This is a genomic window from Sporosarcina ureilytica (assembly GCF_001753205.1).
In the GTDB taxonomy this organism is placed as follows: Bacteria; Bacillota; Bacilli; order Bacillales_A; family Planococcaceae; genus Sporosarcina; species Sporosarcina ureilytica.
In genome coordinates this window covers 2,872,822-2,891,357 of sequence record NZ_CP017560.1, presented here as the reverse complement: position 1 = coordinate 2,891,357, position 18,536 = coordinate 2,872,822, and the positions used below count along the sequence as shown (strand labels likewise).

Here is an 18,536-nt window from a genome sequence, read left to right as displayed (position 1 = left end):
AGTAGAATGATAAAAAAGCGTTTTTTTACAATGATTATGATGGCGATGATACTAATCATTGCGGCATGTTCTGATGGAGAAGTAAAAAGCGATGCAGAAGGCGCAAAAAGTGAAGGGAGTACAACCGATGAAAAATCAGGCGGAAGCTTGTATTTAGGAACGACAGCTGCTCCGACATTATTTAACCCATATTACTCCACAGATACATCGAGTTCCACCATTGAAGGGTTTATTTTCAGCGGTCTTGTAACGGTTGACCATGACTTCAACCCTGAAGGGGATTTGGCTGAGGATTGGGATGTTACTGAAGATGGACTTAAATGGACATTTTACTTAAGAGAGAATATAAAATGGCATGACGGAGAGGATTTCACAGCAGACGATGTTGTATTCTCTTATAATATTCCACTTAACGAAGATTATGTAGGACCGCGTGGCTTACCATTTGAGGTAATTGAAGAGATTAATAAAGTTGATGATTATACTGTTGAAATTATTTTATCTGAACCGTATGCACCTTTCATTACTATAACAGCACAATTTGAAGTTTTACCTGAACATATTCTTGGGGACGTTCCGGTTGCCGATTTAGGTACTCAAAGATTTAATACGAAAGAGCCGATTGGAACGGGTCCATTTAAATTTAAAGAATGGCGTGAAGGTGAATATATTGAACTCGTTGCGAATGAAGATTATTACTTAGGCGCACCAAAATTGGATTCAATTATTTACAAAATTGTTCCAGATATGAACACATTAATGGCTCAGGTACAAGTAGGGGATATTAACTTAGCCGGTATATCACCGGAATATATGGAAACTGCAAAAAATCTAGAGGATAAAGGAATTGTTAAGTTGGAATCTGGTCCATCTAACTCATGGGAGTATATTGGTTATAACTTAAGGAATGACTTATTTAAGGATAAACTCGTTCGTCAAGCATTAACACATGCGATTGATAAAGAAGCAATTGTCCAGGCAATTTTAGATGGCTCTGGAACAGTCGCACATGGACCAGGAAGTCCTGCAAACTGGTCATTTAACCCAGACGTAGCAAAGTTTGAATACAATCCGGAAGAAGCAAAAAAGAAATTAAAAGAAGCAGGTTGGGAACCGGGCGCTGATGGAATCTTGGAAAAAGACGGTCAAAAGTTTGAGTTTGTATTGAAAACAACTTCAGCAAACGAAATTCGTCAACAGATTGCAGAAGTAGCACAACAACAGTTAAGTGAAATCGGTATTAAAACTACTATTGAACTTCTTGAATGGAGTGCTTACGTAGAAGAGACAAGCCCGCCGAAATGGAATTTCGATGCAATTGTGGCAGGTTGGTCAATCGGTAGTGACCCTGATCCAACATGGTTCTGGCATACTTCAGAAATTGAAAATGGACTAAATTATGGCGGCTATTCTAACCCGGAAGTAGATGCTTTACTGTCGGAAAACACAAAACTATCTGACCTGAGTGAAAGAAAAGACATCATCGGGAAGGCAGATGCAATTGTAACAGAAGACCAGCCAAGTACATTTTTGTATAACCCACAAGGTCACCTAGCTGTCTCTATAGACCTGCACGGTCCGAAATTCAGTGCAGCAAACACGTACTACAAAATCCACGAATGGTACGTAGAATAAGAGAATTCTTAATGTGATTCTAGTTTGGCTGATTTGGCGAAAGCCTCAGTCCAGAACGGAAATCAATGTTTATGAATTAACTCAAAACCAGGACAAACATCTCTAAAGAATTCAGAGATGTTTGTCTTCTTAAGAAATATAAAGTTATTATTTTTTATCTGAATTATATAAGCTCGAAGGGAGCGAACTTGTAATGATTACATATATCGTAAGAAGAACGTTAATGGCAATTCCATTACTTTTTATTATTACAGTTATCTCTTTTACGATGATGCTGATGGCTCCTGGTGATCCAACCGCTTTAATGATGGATCCAATGATAAAACAGGAGAACTTAGAAGCCTATAAAGAAGCATACGGATTGAATGATAACGTTGTTGTTCAATATGTAAGATGGTTAGGAAATATGGTGCAAGGTAATTTTGGAGAGTCATTAATTCGACAAGGGGTTCCTGTTAGTGAACTCATTATAGCAAGATTACCTAATACACTTCTACTAATGATAGTTTCCTCAGTGATTGCGTTCCTTATTTCCATACCATTAGGCGTTATTTCAGCGACAAAAAGAAACTCACTAACGGATTACTCGATTACATTCGTATCTTTCTTAGGAATTGCAACACCTAACTTTTGGATTGGTCTCGTATTAATTATGTTTTTATCCGTTCATCTAGGTTGGTTTCCAACTGGTGGTGTCTCAACATTAGGGGGAGACTTTAGCATATTGGATCGACTTCATCATTTAATTCTTCCGGCTTTTGTATTGGCAACGGCAGATATGGCAGGTTTAACGAGATATTCAAGGTCAAGTATGTTGGAGGTATTGCGACAAGATTATATTCGAACTGCAAAAGCAAACGGTTTCAAAAATAAAACAGTTATTTTTAAACATGGACTGCGGAATGGTCTTATCCCGATAATTACAATTTTAGGATTAATGCTTCCTTCATTTATTGGCGGTTCCGTCATTATTGAAAGTATCTTTGCCTGGCCGGGAATAGGTCTGTTATTTGTAGAAGCTGCATTCCAAAGAGATTATCCAGTGATTATGGCGGTAGTTGTTATTGCAGCCACTTTAGTTGTTATCGGTAACTTATTAGCTGATGTTTTATATGCAATTTTTGATCCACGAATTGAATATTAAAGGGGGGGAATGATGTGACACTTCCAAAACAAGAAATACCACTAAATCAACCAATAGTCATTGAAAAGCCAGTACAACACGTTTCTATATGGCGAATTATGCTTAGAAAATATATGCAAAATAAATTGGCGGTTATTGGGGCTATTATACTGTTCTTTATTATTACTGCAGCCATTTTTGCCCCGTGGATTGCGCCGCATGATCCAAGTTATCAAACGCTGGTAGATAAGTTAAATCCGCCAGGCAAAAAATATTGGTTAGGAGCAGATCATTTAGGACGAGATACGTTAAGCAGACTCTTATATGGGGCCAGGGTTTCTTTACTTGTTGGCTTTATGTCTGTTGCCGGCTCAATATTTATCGGAACGGTAGTTGGTGCTTTAGCAGGTTACTATGGTGGAAAGTTGGATGCAGTACTTATGAGATTTGTAGACGCTGTTATTTCTTTCCCATCACTCTTTTTATTAATTACGCTCGTAACCATTTTTGAGCCAAGCTTAATGACGCTAATTGCAATTTTTGCGATTTTCGGTTGGACAGGTACTGCAAGATTAGTGCGCGGGGAGTTTTTGGCATTACGGACTTCAGAATTTGTCTTAGCCGCAAGAACCCTAGGGATACGGAGTTCACGAATCATATTTTCGCATATCTTACCGAACGCATTGGGGCCAATTATTGTTTCGGCAAGTTTAGGAGTAGGTGGCGTCATTTTGGCTGAGGCAGCTCTCAGTTATTTAGGATTAGGAATCCAACCGCCAACTCCAAGTTGGGGAAATATGTTACAAAGTGCGCAAAAACCACAAATTATGCTCGGCGCATGGTGGTATCCGCTATTTCCTGGATTTATGATTCTGATTACAGTATTGGCATTTAACTTTGTCGGGGATGGGTTGCGAGATGCATTTGACCCTAAAATTACGGAGTAAAAGATATGGGTAATAAATTTCAAGGGAAAAAGAGGAATATAAAAATGAAGACAATTCGAAAAGATAATGTCGTTGATGATTTTTTTGGCGTGCAAGTAGCTGATCCATATCGCTGGTTGGAAAACGAGAATTTGCAAGAAACGATGGAATGGACAGACTATCAAAATGCAAAGACGCAATCTTATTTACAGAAAACCGGGCATTATGAGGAAGTTAAAAAGACATTAACAACACTATACAATTATAAAAAATATTATTTACCTCAAAAAGAAGGAGAGTATTATTATTTTTATAAAAATGATGGATTGCAAGATCAACCTGTCCTATATAAATCAAAAATAGTGAACGATGAAAGTTCGGAAATTGTCTTAGATCCCAATACATTAAGTGAAAAAGGAACAGCGGCGATTACCAGCTTATCATTTAATCAAGATGGTTCGCTATTGGCATATGCAATTTCATACGATGGAAGCGATTGGCAACATATTAAAATCAAAAATCTTGAAACAGGTAAAGATTATCCTGAAGTATTAAAATGGGGAAAATTTACGGCGATAGCTTGGCATGAAAATGGGAAAGGGTTCTACTATAATCGTTACCCGAATGCCGAAAACCTTCCAACAGAAGAGCAAAGTTATCATAACCGAGTCTATTGGCATACAGTTGGTACCGCTCAAGAGCAGGATGAATTAATTCATAAAGATGAGGAACGTAAAGAACGTTCTTTTGCGCCTAGAATTTCAGACGATGACCGTTATTTATTATTAACTGTAAATAATGGCACTGAACCTAAAAATGAAGTTTACTATAGAGAAAGTTCAAGTAACGAACCATTTGAACCGCTTATTCACAATGTTGATGCTTATTTTTATTTCCTAGGCAATGAAAATAACGATTTTTATTTTCAAACAAATTATGAAGCACCTAAAGGCAGAGTGATAGCCGTTAATTTAGAAAAGCCGGAACAGGAGTATTGGAAAGAAGTCGTGGCGGAAACGGAAAATCCTATATCATTCGTTAAAATTGTGAATGAAAAATTTATTGTTTGTTCAATGAAAGATGCCCATGATGAATTAAAGATTTATGATATGGATGGAAGTATAGACAAGGAAATTGAATTACCACAATTTATTTCAATTTACGGCATTGGTGGAAAAAAGAGTGCCAGCGAAATGTTTATTAGCTATACATCGTTTCTCACGCCACTTCAAATCATACGCTATAATTTGAAGAAGGATTCCCTTTCAACGGTTTTCGAGAATGAAGATAAGTTTCCGTTAGATGATTTCGAAACCACACAAGTTTTCTATCCTTCAAAAGACGGTACGAAAATTCCAATGTTTTTAACACATCGAAAAGGACTAGAATTGACAGGAAATCATCCGGTACTTTTGTATGGATACGGCGGATATAGCATTAGCATGACACCTTCATTTACGCCAGCTCAAAGTATATGGATTCAGTCAGGCGGAATTTATGCTGTAGCGAATATTCGAGGCGGCGGTGAATACGGGGAAGAATGGCATAAAGCGGCGATATTAGAAAATAAGCAAACAAGTTTTGATGATTTTATAAGCGCTGCTGAATGGTTAATTCAAGAGAACTATACAAACTCGAAAAAAATTGCGATTATGGGCGGTAGCAATGGAGGTATGCTTGTAGGTGCTTGTATAACTCAGCGGCCTGAGTTGTTCGGTGCGGCACTTTGTCTAGTTCCAGTGACGGATATGTTACGTTTTCAGCATTTTACAGTGGGAAGATTTTGGACAACAGAATTTGGAAATGCGGATTTACATGAAGAACATTTTAAATTCTTGTATGAATATTCCCCGCTTCATAATGTGAAGGCGGGCGTTGAATATCCGCCTGCACTAATCACGACCGCAGATACAGATGATCGCGTTGTGCCTCTTCATGCAAAGAAATTTGCTGCAACTTTACAAGAATATCAAACGGGGGATAACCCAATCTTATTAAGAGTAGAGAAAAATGCAGGTCATGGACTGGGAAAGCCTGTTTCTAAAATGATTGAACATGATGCGGATTTGTATACTTTTCTTTTTGAAGCGTTGGATGTGCCTTTTACAAGTTTAGCTGATTTTTCATCAAGTCTAACTTCTAAGTAAATAATTTTATTTTGTGTGAAGCAACAAAATATGAATTAAATGGGGAGACGTATATGCTTATTAATAATATGTATACAACAGTTGATGTTCACGTTGCTGGGGAACCATTAAGGATTATTACGGATGGATTACCTGAAATAAAAGGGGACACACAATTAGAAAGACGTGCCTATTGTATGGAACATTTGGATGATATTCGAAAGGTGTTAATGCTTGAGCCAAGGGGACATCACGGCATGTATGGTTGTATTATTACGCCGCCAGCAAGCCCGCATGCTGATTTCGGGGTATTGTTTTTACACAACGAAGGTTGGAGTACGATGTGTGGGCACGGAATTGTTGGTGTAATTACGATGGGGATTGAGACGGGACGATTTAAAGTAACTGAAGAAAATCAGAAGTTTATTATCGACAGTCCAGCTGGAGAAGTCATTGCCTACGCTAAATGTAAAGGAACGGTTGTTGAATCGGTATCTTTTGAAAATGTCCCATCATTTGTTTTGGAAAGAGATGTCCCGGTCAGCATTGAAGGGTATAACTTTAAAGTAGATGTTGCTTTTGGGGGCGCTTTTTACGCAGTTGCACAGAGTAAGGATTTAGGTTTGCAAGTAAATAATAAAGACTTGCCAGCCCTTCAAAAATGGGGAACTAAAATTAAGCATTATATTGAAGAAAAAATAAATGTTGTACATCCACTTGAAAGCGGACTACATGGGATTTACGGGGTCATTTTTTCAGATAATCCTGTTGATCCGAATGCCGACTTAAGAAACGTTACAATTTTTGCAGATGAACAAGTGGATCGTTCGCCTTGCGGTACCGGAACATGTGCTAGACTCGCAACGCTTTACGAGGATGGAACTTTACAAGAACATGGTAGTTTTGTTCATGAAAGTATTACAGATGGTCAGTTTATTGGTGAAATTTTATCTTTAGATAAAGTCGATAAACATACTGCAGTAATTCCAAAGGTGACTGGACAAGCTTTTATCACAGGAATTCATCAGTTCCTAGTTGATCCGGAAGACACGTTACCACAAGGATTTTTATTGGAAGAAGTTGAGGAGAAAGTAAAGAAAGAGCATATAAAATCATAACCACAAAAAAAGATTCACTAACCAAATCGGTCAGTGAATCTTTTTTACATTTAACTTTGTACAAGCTGTTTACTGGATTTATGCGCTTCCCAATACTGCTGAAGTTTCTTTTTGCCTTCTTTAACATCTGGATGAAACTGAATATAGGCCTCTTCACGTGTTTTTTCAATCGCTTGAATCGATGCTGCAATTTCTTGGTCTAACTTTTGTTTCCCAGAATTATGGACGATAGATAGGCCGGCCGTTACGCCTTGACTTATCGCAACTTTTGCACCTTCAATTCCTGTTATATTGCCAGCCACGTATAACCCGTCCAATGTTGTTTCCATTCGATTATTATGGAGGGGAACATAGCCGCCGAGTTCTTCGATTAGATGGAATGGACATCCAGCGACCGCCGCGAGTTCAGCCAATGGATAAAGACCTCCAGCAATACAAACAAAGTCCGCTGATATATTTTCTTCTGTACCCGGAATGACTTCACCGGTAGGGCTGATTGTAGCCATTTTTACACCTTCTACACGTTCTTCACCGTAAATTTCAATGACTGCTTTTCTAAGTTGAATCGGAATGCCCCACATTTTCACCCCGCCTTTAGGGAAAAATGTAATGCCCAGTTTTTTCATAAAGTCGTTTTTCATGAGCTTGCTGCCGAACTTTACGAAGGCAGAAGGGGCCATATGAGCGACATGAAGGAGCGAGTTTAAAACATTTTCTGGATTTCCGCTCTCCTCTGTAATTTGATTTATTTTAGGTAACGCGATTGTAGCGACATCGATTTTCGCTAAATTAAGTTCCATTGCAATGGCGGATGAAAGAACATTGACCCCAATAATGACACCGCGCTCTCCGGGTTTGACACGTTGAACGTTTGTCATGACTTGAGCCGCGCCTACTGACATGACACCAGGTAATGTCCAACCGGGAATTGGGAAAGGTTCTTCAGCAGCTCCAGTAGCTAATAATAAATGCGAAGTCGAATAAGTATTTGTATCTGTATAAACGACCCATTTATCGTCAATCTTTTCGATATTATTAACGGATGTATTTAAACTTATTTTCACACCAAGATTACTAGCTTTTTCTGCTAATTTGTTAGACTCTTTTATCCCATTCCACCAATTTCCATTTGGTTCTTCATAAAGTTGTCCTAACAACCTTCCGCCCGCATCCATATATTCATCGATGACATGGACGTTTAAGCCATGTTCAGCAATTGTAATGGCAGCCGATAATCCTGCAGGGCCGGCGCCAATAATAAGAATATCAGTCATTTTCCGGTCTCCAATCTTTCACGGATGTGAGTAATTTCTCGCCGCTTGCTACGTTCATTCCTTCTGAAACTCTTGTTAAACATGCCCTTACCCCTTGTTGTCCATTGACAGTGACACGACATTCAAAGCAGTGGCCAATATTGCAGTAAATTCCGCGTGGTGTTCCACTTTCTTCGTGCTTTCTTAATGTTCGAATGCCATTTGCCAAAAGAGCCGCTGCAATTGATTCATGGGGAAGCCCTTTGTATTCTTTCCCGTCATACGTGAATGAAATTGTTTTTTGTTCATCTATTGAATCCAGTACCGGATGATCGATCACTCTATTTTTCATTGATAACAGCTCCTAAATCACCGAATCGAACGGGACGAATAGGTGGTTGATATTTTAATGAAATTTGTGCTTCGCTTTTTTCTTTTCCTTGGTGGGCAATGCGGTCGACCATACTACGGCATGATCTGCCGCCGCAATAGCCCATTCCTGCACGAGTCCTAAGTTTCAATTCACGCGCAGAACAATCATATTTTTCAATCGTATCGACCAATTCGCCGTATGTAATTTCTTCACATCTACAAACAATCATCGTGTTGTCAGCCATTTCATACACCCCAATTTCTTTTTCTGTCTGAGTCAATTTCATAATTACCTAAAACCGCTAAGCTGATACAATATATATTTGAGAACTGTTTAACTCAACAGAGGCAATTTCATAATTGCCCAAACTATGTATCGGCGCAGCGAAAAGATTGGATTATGAAATTGACTATTATAAAAGTATTATGCAAGAATGATGCCAATTCTACATGTCGATGCCAAGTCGATTGAGTCGGTTGTATAAGGTAGCTCTTGTAATCTGTAAGTTTTTTGCACAAAGCTGTTTGTTTCCACCAGCTTTTTTAAGTTCTTCTATTAAAATGGCTTTTTCATATTCTTCAAGTCGCGCCTTTAATGAACGATTGTCATCCTCCGCGCTCATCAATGGTTGCATGAATGGATGGGCTTGTTCACTAGCGATGGATTGCTCGACGTTCATCTCTCTGGGTAAATGATCCAGTTTAATTTCCCCGTTATCTGAAAATACAACGAGTCGCTCAACGACATTTTTGAGTTCTCGAATATTTCCAGGCCACTGATGGCGGAGTAAGTTTTGCATGACATCTTGTGAAATCCCATGAATCGGCTTGTTGTATTGTCTTGATACTTCATAGAGAAAATAATGTGTCAGTTCAATAATATCTTCAGGGCGCTTGCGTAAAGGGGGAACGGTGAAGTTCACAACGTTTAGGCGGTAATATAAATCCTCCCTAAATTTCCCTTCTTTTATTAACTCCTGTAAATCACGGTTTGTAGCGGCGACAATCCGAAAGTCGACTTCAATTTCCTTTGTGCCGCCGACAGGGAAAAATTTCTTTTCTTGCAGTAATCGTAAAAATTTCACTTGCATTTCCAGCGGCATTTCCCCGACTTCATCTAAAAATAAAGTACCGTTTTTAGCGAGTTCTACCTTTCCTTTTTTCCCTTTTTGGTCGGCGCCGGAAAATGCGCCTCTCTCATAGCCAAAGATTTCACTTTCAAACAATCCCGCAGGAATCGCGCCGCAGTTAATAGCGATAAAAGGAGCATTAGCATCTTCGCGTAAATTGTGAATGGCTTTTGCGAAAAGTTCTTTACCTACACCACTTTCCCCGTAAATTAATACGCTCGCATTTGTCGTTGCAGCTTTTTCAGCGATATCAAGCGTTTTCTTCAATGTAGAACTGTTGCCTCTTATATGAGTGAATGGATTGTCCTCTAATGAAGCTTTTCTTACTTCTTCTTCTAAATGAAATAATTTTTCGGACGTACTAAATAATTCATTATTGAGACGTATTTGGCTTGTAATATCCATTTCGGATACGACGGCTCCGATAATGTTATCGTCTAACCGTACTGGATTTGAGTTAATTAAGACGACTAAATCATGACGTGCTTGGTGTTGCATATGGGTAACGGAGGTTCCATGTTGTAATGCATTTAATATTTCAAGTCGATCTGCGCTGAAAAAATCTGTAATGGGTTTACCTAGAATATCCTTTGCTTTCACTGAAAAGAGTTGTTCCGCTCCCTTTGTCCAAATGAGCACTTTTCCTTCTGCGTCAATGACCGTACAGGATTCATCAATCGTATGTAATATCGTATTGAGGTACGCTTCCAAATGGTTGTAGTGATGGACGAGTGATGTGGACAATGTCATGTAATCGATGTATCCAATAGGAACATCCTTTTTATCTAACACCACAACCATTTCGTATTCTTTAAGTAATTGAATAACTTCTAAACTTGACCTGTCAACAGCGATTTGCGGACATTGTTGGTAGGAAATATTGTCGTTATTCAAAACAGCTACGTACGTTTTGTTATTTGAATTAAGAAATGCTTTTTCTAGTTTTTCTTTTTTAAGGAAATTAATTAAATCTTTTTTCGCTGTAAAAAAATTAGCTTGTCGATTGACGATATCTTTTAAGTTTTTTTTGACAGACACCATATTTCATTCAACTCCAGTGTAAAAATATTTTGTACTGTCTAATTAATTTAACACTAGTAGTTTGAAAATTCAATAGGTGCGGACGATTGCGTTTATTTATTCAGTTCGATGGAAAAAATCTTTTGATAAAATGTTAAGTCGAAATTTAAATGAAGTCTTGTCATGAGTAGGTTTAGACAGGTGCTACTGGCTAAAAATCAGGAAAAAGTTGTGTGGAATCAGATAATTGGCACGGTACTTGCATTATTAATTGGCAAGAGCAAGAGAGGAGGGAATACAAGTGGTTTCGACAATACATAGAGACGTTGTTGTCATTGGCGGAGGAATTATGGGAGCAGCAATTGCTTATTACGGCGCTAAAGCGGGACTAGACATTACCGTACTTGAAAAAAGTGAATTGGCAAGTGGAACATCATCAAGATGTGACGGGAATATTTTAGCGATTGATAAAGACCCGGGATTCGATAGCCAAATGTCATTAAAAAGCCAACAACTGGTTCACCAATTAAATAAAGAGTTGGAGATTTCGTTTGAATATAGAAATCCTGGAAGTATTTTAGTTTGTGAAAATGATGAAGAAATGGAAGCGGCAAATAAATGGGTTCGGAAACAACAGGAAGCTGGGCTGGATTTTCGAATGTTGGATAGAGAAGACTTAAGAAATGAATCCAAGTATTTCGCAGATGATTTATATGGCGGGTTGGAATGCAAAACAGATTCTACTGTAAATCCTTATATGCTGACATTTTCAATGTTTCATAGTGCGAAGAAGTTAGGCGCTCAAATTCATCAGCATACTGAAGTGACGAATCTAAAATTGGAAGCGAATGGCGAATTTAGAATTGAAACGACGAATGGCGTGTTTACCGCAAAAAAGGTTGTGAACGCGGGGGGGATTTGGGCCCCCAGAATTGGGGAAATGGTAGACGTTGACGTCCCAATCACCCCTAGAAAAGGGCAAATTATCGTTGCTTCAAGGCAACAACCTGTTGGACTTCGTAAAGTGATGGAATTCGGTTATTTAATTTCTAAATTTGGCGGAGAACGAGTAGTTGATCCGATTACTGAAAAATACGGTGTTGCATTAGTGTTTGAACCGACGGAAAGTCAAAACTTTTTAATCGGAAGCAGCCGTGAGTTCGTTGGTTTTAATACGAAAGTAAATCACGAAGTAACGAAAACCATTGCGAGACGCGCGGTTCGTTTTTATCCAAAAATCGCCGACATGACAGTGATTCGGACTTACGCAGGTTTAAGGCCGTGGACTGAAGACCATTTACCAATCATTTCCGAAGTTGAAGAAGTACCAGGTTTTTATATAGCGGCGGGTCATGAAGGGGACGGCATTAGTTTAGCGGCTGTTACTGGAAAGTTAATAGAAGAAATGATTAATGAAAAGGAAACATCGATTCCGATAGAACCTTTACGACTCAGTCGATTTAAAGAAAGGGTGACGCTCGTATGAATTTTCAACGTGTATTTTCAACTATCGATACTCATACAGGCGGCAATCCAACACGCACGGTAATTAGCGGATTGCCAAAGTTAAAAGGGGACACGATGTCCGAGAAAATGCTTTATATGGAAGAAAACTATGATTGGATGCGCAACTTCTTAATGAATGAACCTCGTGGGCATGGCGTTATGTCGGGTGCACTGTTGACGGACCCATGTCATCCGGATGCAGATATCGGTGTCATTTATATTGAAACAGGCGGTTATTTACCAATGTGCGGTCACGATACAATCGGTTGCTGTACAGCGCTTGTTGAGGCAGGACTGATTGACGTTCAAGAGCCTTACACGAATATTAATTTGGATACACCAGCAGGTTTAATCAAAGTGAAAATTAAAGTAGAAGATGGAAAAGCGAAAGAAGTTACTTTTGCGAATGCACCGTCATTCCTACTGAAATCCATCGAGATTGATGTGGAAGGAATTGGACATATCGAGTGTGATATTGCATATGGCGGTAATTTTTACGGCATTATCGATGCCCGTAAATTAAATATTCCACTTGTGACAGAAAATGCAACTGCCATCATCGATAAAGCCATTACAATTCGAAATGCGATTAACGAATCTGTAGAAGTTGTACATCCAGAGTTTCCTTTTATCAATGGATTGACACATATTGAATTTTTCACAGACCCAGTTGATCCAACAGCTGATTTGAAAAATACAGTTGTCGTCCCGCCAGGTGGGATTGATCGTTCACCATGCGGAACAGGAACTTCTGCAAAACTTGCGACGATGTATCGCAATAAAGAAATCGGAATTGACGAAGAGTTTGTGTATGAAAGTATTGTCGGTTCATTATTTAAGGCACGCGTACTTCAGGAGACAACTGTAAAGGATGTCGAAGCGGTTGTGAATGAAGTGACTGGTTCAGCGTGGATTATGGGCATGCATCGCTTTTTCTATAATGAAAGAGATCCGCTCAGCGAAGGTTATTTACTCATCCCCCCAATGGAGGAAATTCCAGTTGTGTCAGGAGGTGTAAAGTCATGAGTTTTGGAAAGTTATTTTCAACAATCGATACGCATGTCGCGGGTGAGGCATTTAGAATTGTCACGAATTCTTCGATTAGATTTCATGAAGACGATGTTCAAGCAGCCAATGATGCATTGGTAAATGGTTTTGAACATGAAAGAAATTTACTTTTGAATGAACCGCGAGGACACAGGGGGATGCACGGTTGTATTGTATTGCCAACCAAAGAAGCTGATGTTCGATTACTATTTTTTAATCATAAAGGGGTAAGTCCTTTTAAATATGAGGGATTATTAGCAACTTTGACTGCGTTGATTGAAACGGGAACGATTGCGCAAAAGGAAGATGGCATTTATACAATCGAGACAGTTCAGGGCATTTATACGGTGAAGACGGTCGTAAAAGGCGGTGAAGTAATCTCCACCAAAATTGATAGTAAAACATGCTCGAGACTAAATGAAGAGAAGGATGCTGACATTGTTCAAGTAGATAATAAAAGAAATTATGTCATTTACGAATGTCCAACTTCTATTCCGGCAATAGAATTACAGCATTTGGCAGCGATCCAGCAATGGGGAATTCAAAAGACTGTAGAACTATCAAATGCCGGTGTTCAGTATGAAGGAGTTGTTCTTTTAGAAAAAGATGAAGGAAATGCATCAAGTGTGCGCTCTGTAACTTTTGAAAAGGATGGTTATATTTTACGTTCACCAGGAATTGACACTTCCTTTGCAATTTTAACTTCTTTGGATGAACAAACAGTCCTTAAAAATGAAAGTGTTTTTGGAAGTTGTTTAGAAGTATCCCTTACCCAATCAGATGAGCGAGGAAAACAATTTTCCGTGGCAACAGAAGCATTTGTTACTGGCACGCATAATTTCATTTTAGATGAAGAAGACCCTTTAAAGGAGGGGTTCTTATTGGCATAGTTAACTGAATAAAGAGTCCTTTTAAGTTGTTTTTTAAAACTAGCATGTAATGCAAGAATTAATTTGTTAATAGAGAGAAAAACAAATAATAGAAAGAACAAGAGACAACGAAGTAGCAAGGGGAATGGAAAATTTCATAAAACGAGAGGTGTACTTAGATGGAAAGGGAAAAACGGTTACCGAATCTTGCTGAAATACTGTTCGTGCTCATTAGTTTTGGGTTCATTATGATTTTGTTTATTGTCAAATTGGATATCTCTATTCAACTTGCATTATTAACATCATGGTTCGTCATTATGGCGGTCGGTTTAAAGATAGGTTATTCGTATAAAGAAATGCAAGATGGCATGCTAAATGGCATCTATGACGGTTTGGAAGCTGTACTTGTCTTACTTTCCGTTGGTGCATTAATCGGCACATGGATTGCAGGCGGAGTAGTTCCATCGCTTATTTATTACGGGTTATCCATTATTAACCCGAGTATTTTTCTACTAGCGGCGTTTATCATTTGTACAATTACATCGATTGCCACGGGGACATCATTTGGTTCAGCCGGTACAGCTGGAATCGCAATGATGGCAATTGGCGCAAGTTTTGGTTTTCCACTGCCGCTTGTAGCAGGGGCTGTCATTTCGGGTTGTTATGTAGGGGATAAATTATCACCATTGTCCGATACGACAGTCATGACCGCATCGTTATCGAAAGTCGATTTAATTGAACATATTAAATCGATGCTCACGGTCAGTTTCCCAGCTTGGTTCATTGCAGGATGTTTATTTTTAGTAACCGGCTTCTTGTACAAAGGATCAGGTGATTTAAGTACTGCAACTGCAACGATGAACGCTTTACAAACACATTTCAATATCGGCTGGTATATGTTAATTCCTGCGGTTGTTGTCATAGTTTTGTTAGCGTTTAGAGCACCTTCGATTCCAGTCATTTTACTTGGAGCATTCTTAGGAACGTTATGGGCCTTCTTTTTTCAAGGCTCGTCCTTTCTAGGGGCATTTAATATTTTATATGCAGGAAATTCAATTGAATCAGGTGTTCCATTTATTGATAATTTATTAAACCGTGGCGGTATTGTCTTCATGCTTGATGTCATTGTGCTCATTATTTTAGCGCTAAGTGTTGGCGGACTGATGGAAAGAATCGGTGTGCTGCGGGCAATCGGTAACTATTTAGCAAAATGGGCGACGAATCCAGGAAAGTTGACAGTGTCGACTATGGTTGGAGGCGTATTAGGGAATGTGTTCGGGGCAGCTTATGTGTCTCTAATTACGGCTAGTAAAATGACAGGAGATAACTATGATCGTATGAATATCGATCGACGTGTCCTTTCTCGAAATACTGAGGCAGGCGGAACAGTAACAACGCCAATGGTTCCTTGGTCTGACGGAGGCGTCTTTATGGCCGCTGCACTTGGTGTGTCCACTTTAAGTTATTTGCCATTTCTATGGTTTAACTTTTTAGTCATTATCATTTCAGTGATTTACGGTTTTACAGGTAAATTTATTTGGCGTACAGACGCACAAGAAGAAGTGATTGAAGAAGTAGAAGTTGCAATACCAAATACAAAATTAGAAGTTTAATAATTTAAGGAGGAATTTAAAATGACAAAATTAAAAGGCGTATTTCCAGTACTGATCACACCAATGAAAGAGGACGAGCAAGTAGATTATGAAGGATTAAAATCAAATATTGAACACTTTATTAATAAAGGCGCTGCTGGGATTGCAGTGACAGGAAGTACGGGGGAATTTGTTAGTTTAACAACGGAAGAGCGTTATAAAGTAGTGGAAGTAGCAGTTGAGCAAGTGGCTGGACGTGTTCCAGTGATTGCAGGTACAGCAGCAGAGAGAACGGCGGATGCAATTGCGCATACACAGCAAGCTGAAAAAGCAGGTGCAGATGCGTCACTCTTAATTAACTCGTATTACGCACACCCGAAAGAGCATGAAATTTATGAGCACTTTAAGGCTGTTGCGGAGTCAGTTAAGTTTCCAATTATGATTTACAATAATCCATTTGTTTCGGGTGTAGACATTAGTGCTGAAACCCTGCTCGCAGTTGCACGTGATGTTGATAATATTACACATATTAAAGAGTCGAGCGGCGATATTGGAAAAGCACGTGACATTGCACGCCAAGGAAAAGATTTCATTAAGGTATTCTGTGGCTCGGAGGATCTAGCACTTGAGTCTGCGCTTGTTGGAGCAACGGGCTGGATTTCAGTATCCGCAAACATTGTGCCTGAAGAAACAAAAGAGATGTATGAAGCGGCAGAAGCAGGAAATATGGATCGTGCTTGGGAGTTATACGATAAACTTCTTCCATTAGGTAAGTTCCTTGAAGGTTCGGGTAAATATGTGCAAATCGTTAAACGTGCAATGGAGTTACAAGGGCTGGCAGGTGGACCATGCCGCAGACCACGCCTTGGGTTAACTGAAGAAGAGGAAGCAACGTTAAAAGAATTGCTTCAAAGCTTTGAAGTTGTGAAAAATTAATAGACACGAAACTTTGCAAGGGTTCCTTCTATATAAGTAGGAACCCATGCATGCTTTATTCCAAATAAAAAGGAGCGATAAATAATGGTAGCTACAAAGTTTAAGTTAAAAGAGAAAGTGGAAGCATTTTTACAAGGAACGAAAGGCCTTTATATTAATGGTGAATACGTTCCATCTAAAAGTGGAAAAACGTTTGACGTAATAAATCCAGCAACGGAGGAAGTCATTGCGCAAGTAAGTGAAGCCCAAAAAGAAGATATCGACGCAGCAGTCGCAGCGGCAAGAAATGCTTTTGATAAAGGCGAATGGACAAAGTTAGAAGCGGCAGAACGTGCTCATTTAATTTATAAGTTTGCGGATTTATTAGAGGAAAACCGTGAGGAACTAGCGCAATTAGAGGCGCTCGACAATGGAAAACCTTATCAAGTCGCACTCGAAGATGACGTGGATGGAACAGTCGAACACTTTAGGTATTATGCAGGATGGGCGACAAAGATTTTTGGGAAAACGACGCAGATTTCTCCAGATTATGTAACGTATACATTGCATGAACCAGTTGGGGTCGTCGGGCAAATTATTCCATGGAACTTCCCATTAGCGATGGCTGCTTGGAAACTTGGCTCGGCATTAGCAGTTGGCTGTACAATTGTCATTAAACCAGCAAGTGAAACACCATTATCGCTTTTATATGTCGCGGAACTATTTAAAGAAGCTGGTTTCCCAGATGGTGTTGTAAATATCGTTCCGGGAGCAGGAAGGGTGGCAGGGGATGCAATTATTACGCATGAAGACGTTGATAAAGTTGCATTTACCGGCTCAACTGCTACTGGTATAGAAGTGGCGAAGAAAGCGGCAGACCAGATTAAAGGCATTACATTAGAACTTGGTGGAAAATCCCCTGCAATCATTTTGGAAGATGCAGATTTAGATGAAGCCATTGAGGGTGCGTTTAATGGAACGATGTACAACCACGGCCAAAACTGTAGTGCATGTACACGCGTTTTCGTTCAACGTCCGATTTACGATAAGGTTGTTGACGAACTTGTAAAGCGCGTCAATGCTGTTAAATTAGGACCTGGTTTAGACCCAGAAACAGATATGGGACCGCTTGTCTCTGAGAAACAGCAACAAACGGTTCTTGGCTTTATTGAAAAAGGTAAAGAAGAGGGCGCACGTCTTGTAGCTGGAGGCGGTAAAGGATTAGACAAAGGATACTTTGTTGAACCGACAATTTTTGCAGACGTTGAAGATGATATGACCATTGCACGCGAAGAAATTTTCGGTCCAGTCATGTCCGTATTCCCATTTGACACGATTGAAGAAGTGATTGAGCGCGCCAACGACAGCGAATACGGATTGGCGGCAAGTGTTTGGACTGAAAATATTAAAAAAGGTCATTACATTACTGGAAAGCTAAAAGCTGGGACTGTTTGGATTAATGATTTTGGTCTTGAGTGGGAAACAATGCCATTCGGCGGCTATAAGAAATCCGGAGTCGGCCGTGAAATGGGCGGCGAGTACGGCTTAGCGAATTATACAGAAGTGAAAAGTGTATTTGTGAATATTAAGCAGTAAAGATTTCCCCTCGTCTAATTAGATGAGGGGATTTTTTGCACTGTGAAGCATTTGTACGAAACATTCGTATCACTATGCTAAAAAAGGAACACAATGTTTACGGGAATGTACACAGCGCTGAAAAAGTGTGCACCGTTTTTCCAGAAAGCTCGCAACGTAATCTTGAAGATAAGTAACGTTATCTGGAAAGTACGTAACGCAAAAAGCACACAACGTTGGGGTCTTTTAGTTTACTCACAACTTAGGTTTCAACTCCCAATTGATAAACGCTAACTATCACTCCTAATAATTGGGTGAAGAACAATTCG

At 39.3% G+C, this 18,536-nt stretch carries 15 protein-coding genes; 11 read left to right on the top strand and 4 right to left on the bottom strand.

Going from position 1 to position 18,536, the window contains the following annotated elements; genetic code table 11:
• Positions 1-6: 6 nt before the first annotated feature.
• The 5 genes from BI350_RS14220 to BI350_RS14200 all read left to right on the top strand — a co-directional run bounded on the left by BI350_RS14220 (position 7) and on the right by BI350_RS14200 (position 6,928).
• On the top strand, positions 7-1,635 hold the full coding sequence (locus BI350_RS14220) for a peptide-binding protein (protein ID WP_075528741.1): 1,629 nt from the start codon (positions 7-9) through the stop codon (positions 1,633-1,635).
• A gap of 193 nt (positions 1,636-1,828) precedes the next feature.
• On the top strand, positions 1,829-2,779 hold the full coding sequence (locus tag BI350_RS14215; protein WP_075528740.1) for an ABC transporter permease: 951 nt from the start codon (positions 1,829-1,831) through the stop codon (positions 2,777-2,779).
• A gap of 14 nt (positions 2,780-2,793) precedes the next feature.
• Complete coding sequence (gene opp4C, locus BI350_RS14210; protein ID WP_082295096.1) at positions 2,794-3,705, top strand: oligopeptide ABC transporter permease; 912 nt, start codon at positions 2,794-2,796, stop codon at positions 3,703-3,705.
• Between the two features lie 44 nt (positions 3,706-3,749).
• Complete coding sequence (locus BI350_RS14205; RefSeq protein WP_075529397.1) at positions 3,750-5,831, top strand: prolyl oligopeptidase family serine peptidase; 2,082 nt, start codon at positions 3,750-3,752, stop codon at positions 5,829-5,831.
• A 53-nt stretch (positions 5,832-5,884) separates the two neighbouring features.
• Positions 5,885-6,928 (top strand): proline racemase family protein, encoded by a 1,044-nt coding sequence (locus BI350_RS14200; protein WP_075528738.1) that lies wholly within the window; start codon positions 5,885-5,887, stop codon positions 6,926-6,928.
• Between the two features lie 50 nt (positions 6,929-6,978).
• Here the strand turns inward: BI350_RS14200 and BI350_RS14195 are convergent, their stop codons facing one another.
• The 4 genes from BI350_RS14195 to BI350_RS14180 all read right to left on the bottom strand — a co-directional run bounded on the left by BI350_RS14195 (position 6,979) and on the right by BI350_RS14180 (position 10,724).
• Complete coding sequence (locus BI350_RS14195) at positions 6,979-8,202, bottom strand: NAD(P)/FAD-dependent oxidoreductase (RefSeq protein ID WP_075528737.1); 1,224 nt, start codon at positions 8,200-8,202, stop codon at positions 6,979-6,981.
• Positions 8,195-8,533, bottom strand: a complete 339-nt coding sequence (locus BI350_RS14190; protein WP_075528736.1) for a (2Fe-2S)-binding protein — start codon at positions 8,531-8,533, stop codon at positions 8,195-8,197. The genes BI350_RS14195 and BI350_RS14190 overlap by 8 nt, the downstream gene beginning before the upstream one ends.
• Positions 8,523-8,798 (bottom strand): (2Fe-2S)-binding protein, encoded by a 276-nt coding sequence (locus BI350_RS14185; RefSeq protein WP_075529396.1) that lies wholly within the window; start codon positions 8,796-8,798, stop codon positions 8,523-8,525. Before BI350_RS14185 ends, BI350_RS14190 begins: the two co-directional genes overlap by 11 nt.
• Positions 8,799-8,999: 201 nt before the next feature.
• Positions 9,000-10,724: a sigma-54 interaction domain-containing protein gene (locus BI350_RS14180; protein ID WP_075528735.1), complete on the bottom strand. Its 1,725-nt coding sequence runs from the start codon at positions 10,722-10,724 to the stop codon at positions 9,000-9,002.
• 328 nt (positions 10,725-11,052) lie between these two features.
• Between BI350_RS14180 and BI350_RS14175 the strand changes: the two genes are divergently transcribed.
• From BI350_RS14175 to BI350_RS14150, 6 genes are all read left to right on the top strand, one after another.
• Positions 11,053-12,189, top strand: coding sequence for an NAD(P)/FAD-dependent oxidoreductase (locus BI350_RS14175; protein ID WP_075529395.1), 1,137 nt, complete (start codon positions 11,053-11,055; stop codon positions 12,187-12,189).
• The gene (locus BI350_RS14170) at positions 12,186-13,235 is read left to right on the top strand and encodes a proline racemase family protein (protein WP_075528734.1); all 1,050 of its coding nucleotides are present in this window, start codon (positions 12,186-12,188) and stop codon (positions 13,233-13,235) included. The genes BI350_RS14175 and BI350_RS14170 overlap by 4 nt, the downstream gene beginning before the upstream one ends.
• Positions 13,232-14,146, top strand: coding sequence for a proline racemase family protein (locus BI350_RS14165; protein ID WP_075528733.1), 915 nt, complete (start codon positions 13,232-13,234; stop codon positions 14,144-14,146). Before BI350_RS14170 ends, BI350_RS14165 begins: the two co-directional genes overlap by 4 nt.
• 158 nt (positions 14,147-14,304) lie before the next feature.
• On the top strand, positions 14,305-15,738 hold the full coding sequence (nhaC, locus tag BI350_RS14160; RefSeq protein ID WP_075528732.1) for a Na+/H+ antiporter NhaC: 1,434 nt from the start codon (positions 14,305-14,307) through the stop codon (positions 15,736-15,738).
• A gap of 21 nt (positions 15,739-15,759) precedes the next feature.
• Positions 15,760-16,653, top strand: a complete 894-nt coding sequence (dapA, locus tag BI350_RS14155) for a 4-hydroxy-tetrahydrodipicolinate synthase (RefSeq protein ID WP_075528731.1) — start codon at positions 15,760-15,762, stop codon at positions 16,651-16,653.
• An 84-nt stretch (positions 16,654-16,737) separates the two neighbouring features.
• On the top strand, positions 16,738-18,228 hold the full coding sequence (locus BI350_RS14150; RefSeq protein ID WP_075528730.1) for an aldehyde dehydrogenase family protein: 1,491 nt from the start codon (positions 16,738-16,740) through the stop codon (positions 18,226-18,228).
• Positions 18,229-18,536: the final 308 nt, after the last annotated feature.

What these genes read in the sequence shown, in the direction of transcription:
- BI350_RS14220 (WP_075528741.1), top strand. Translation starts at nt 7, where the DNA reads ATGATAAAAAAGCGTTTTTTTACAATGATTATGATGGCGATGATACTA.
- BI350_RS14215 (WP_075528740.1), top strand. Translation starts at nt 1,829, where the DNA reads ATGATTACATATATCGTAAGAAGAACGTTAATGGCAATTCCATTACTT.
- BI350_RS14205 (WP_075529397.1), top strand. Translation starts at nt 3,750, where the DNA reads ATGAAGACAATTCGAAAAGATAATGTCGTTGATGATTTTTTTGGCGTG.
- BI350_RS14200 (WP_075528738.1), top strand. Translation starts at nt 5,885, where the DNA reads ATGCTTATTAATAATATGTATACAACAGTTGATGTTCACGTTGCTGGG.
- BI350_RS14195 (WP_075528737.1), bottom strand. Translation starts at nt 8,202, where the DNA reads ATGACTGATATTCTTATTATTGGCGCCGGCCCTGCAGGATTATCGGCT.
- BI350_RS14190 (WP_075528736.1), bottom strand. Translation starts at nt 8,533, where the DNA reads ATGAAAAATAGAGTGATCGATCATCCGGTACTGGATTCAATAGATGAA.
- BI350_RS14185 (WP_075529396.1), bottom strand. Translation starts at nt 8,798, where the DNA reads ATGGCTGACAACACGATGATTGTTTGTAGATGTGAAGAAATTACATAC.
- BI350_RS14180 (WP_075528735.1), bottom strand. Translation starts at nt 10,724, where the DNA reads ATGGTGTCTGTCAAAAAAAACTTAAAAGATATCGTCAATCGACAAGCT.
- BI350_RS14175 (WP_075529395.1), top strand. Translation starts at nt 11,053, where the DNA reads ATGGGAGCAGCAATTGCTTATTACGGCGCTAAAGCGGGACTAGACATT.
- BI350_RS14170 (WP_075528734.1), top strand. Translation starts at nt 12,186, where the DNA reads ATGAATTTTCAACGTGTATTTTCAACTATCGATACTCATACAGGCGGC.
- BI350_RS14165 (WP_075528733.1), top strand. Translation starts at nt 13,232, where the DNA reads ATGAGTTTTGGAAAGTTATTTTCAACAATCGATACGCATGTCGCGGGT.
- nhaC (WP_075528732.1), top strand. Translation starts at nt 14,305, where the DNA reads ATGGAAAGGGAAAAACGGTTACCGAATCTTGCTGAAATACTGTTCGTG.
- dapA (WP_075528731.1), top strand. Translation starts at nt 15,760, where the DNA reads ATGACAAAATTAAAAGGCGTATTTCCAGTACTGATCACACCAATGAAA.
- BI350_RS14150 (WP_075528730.1), top strand. Translation starts at nt 16,738, where the DNA reads ATGGTAGCTACAAAGTTTAAGTTAAAAGAGAAAGTGGAAGCATTTTTA.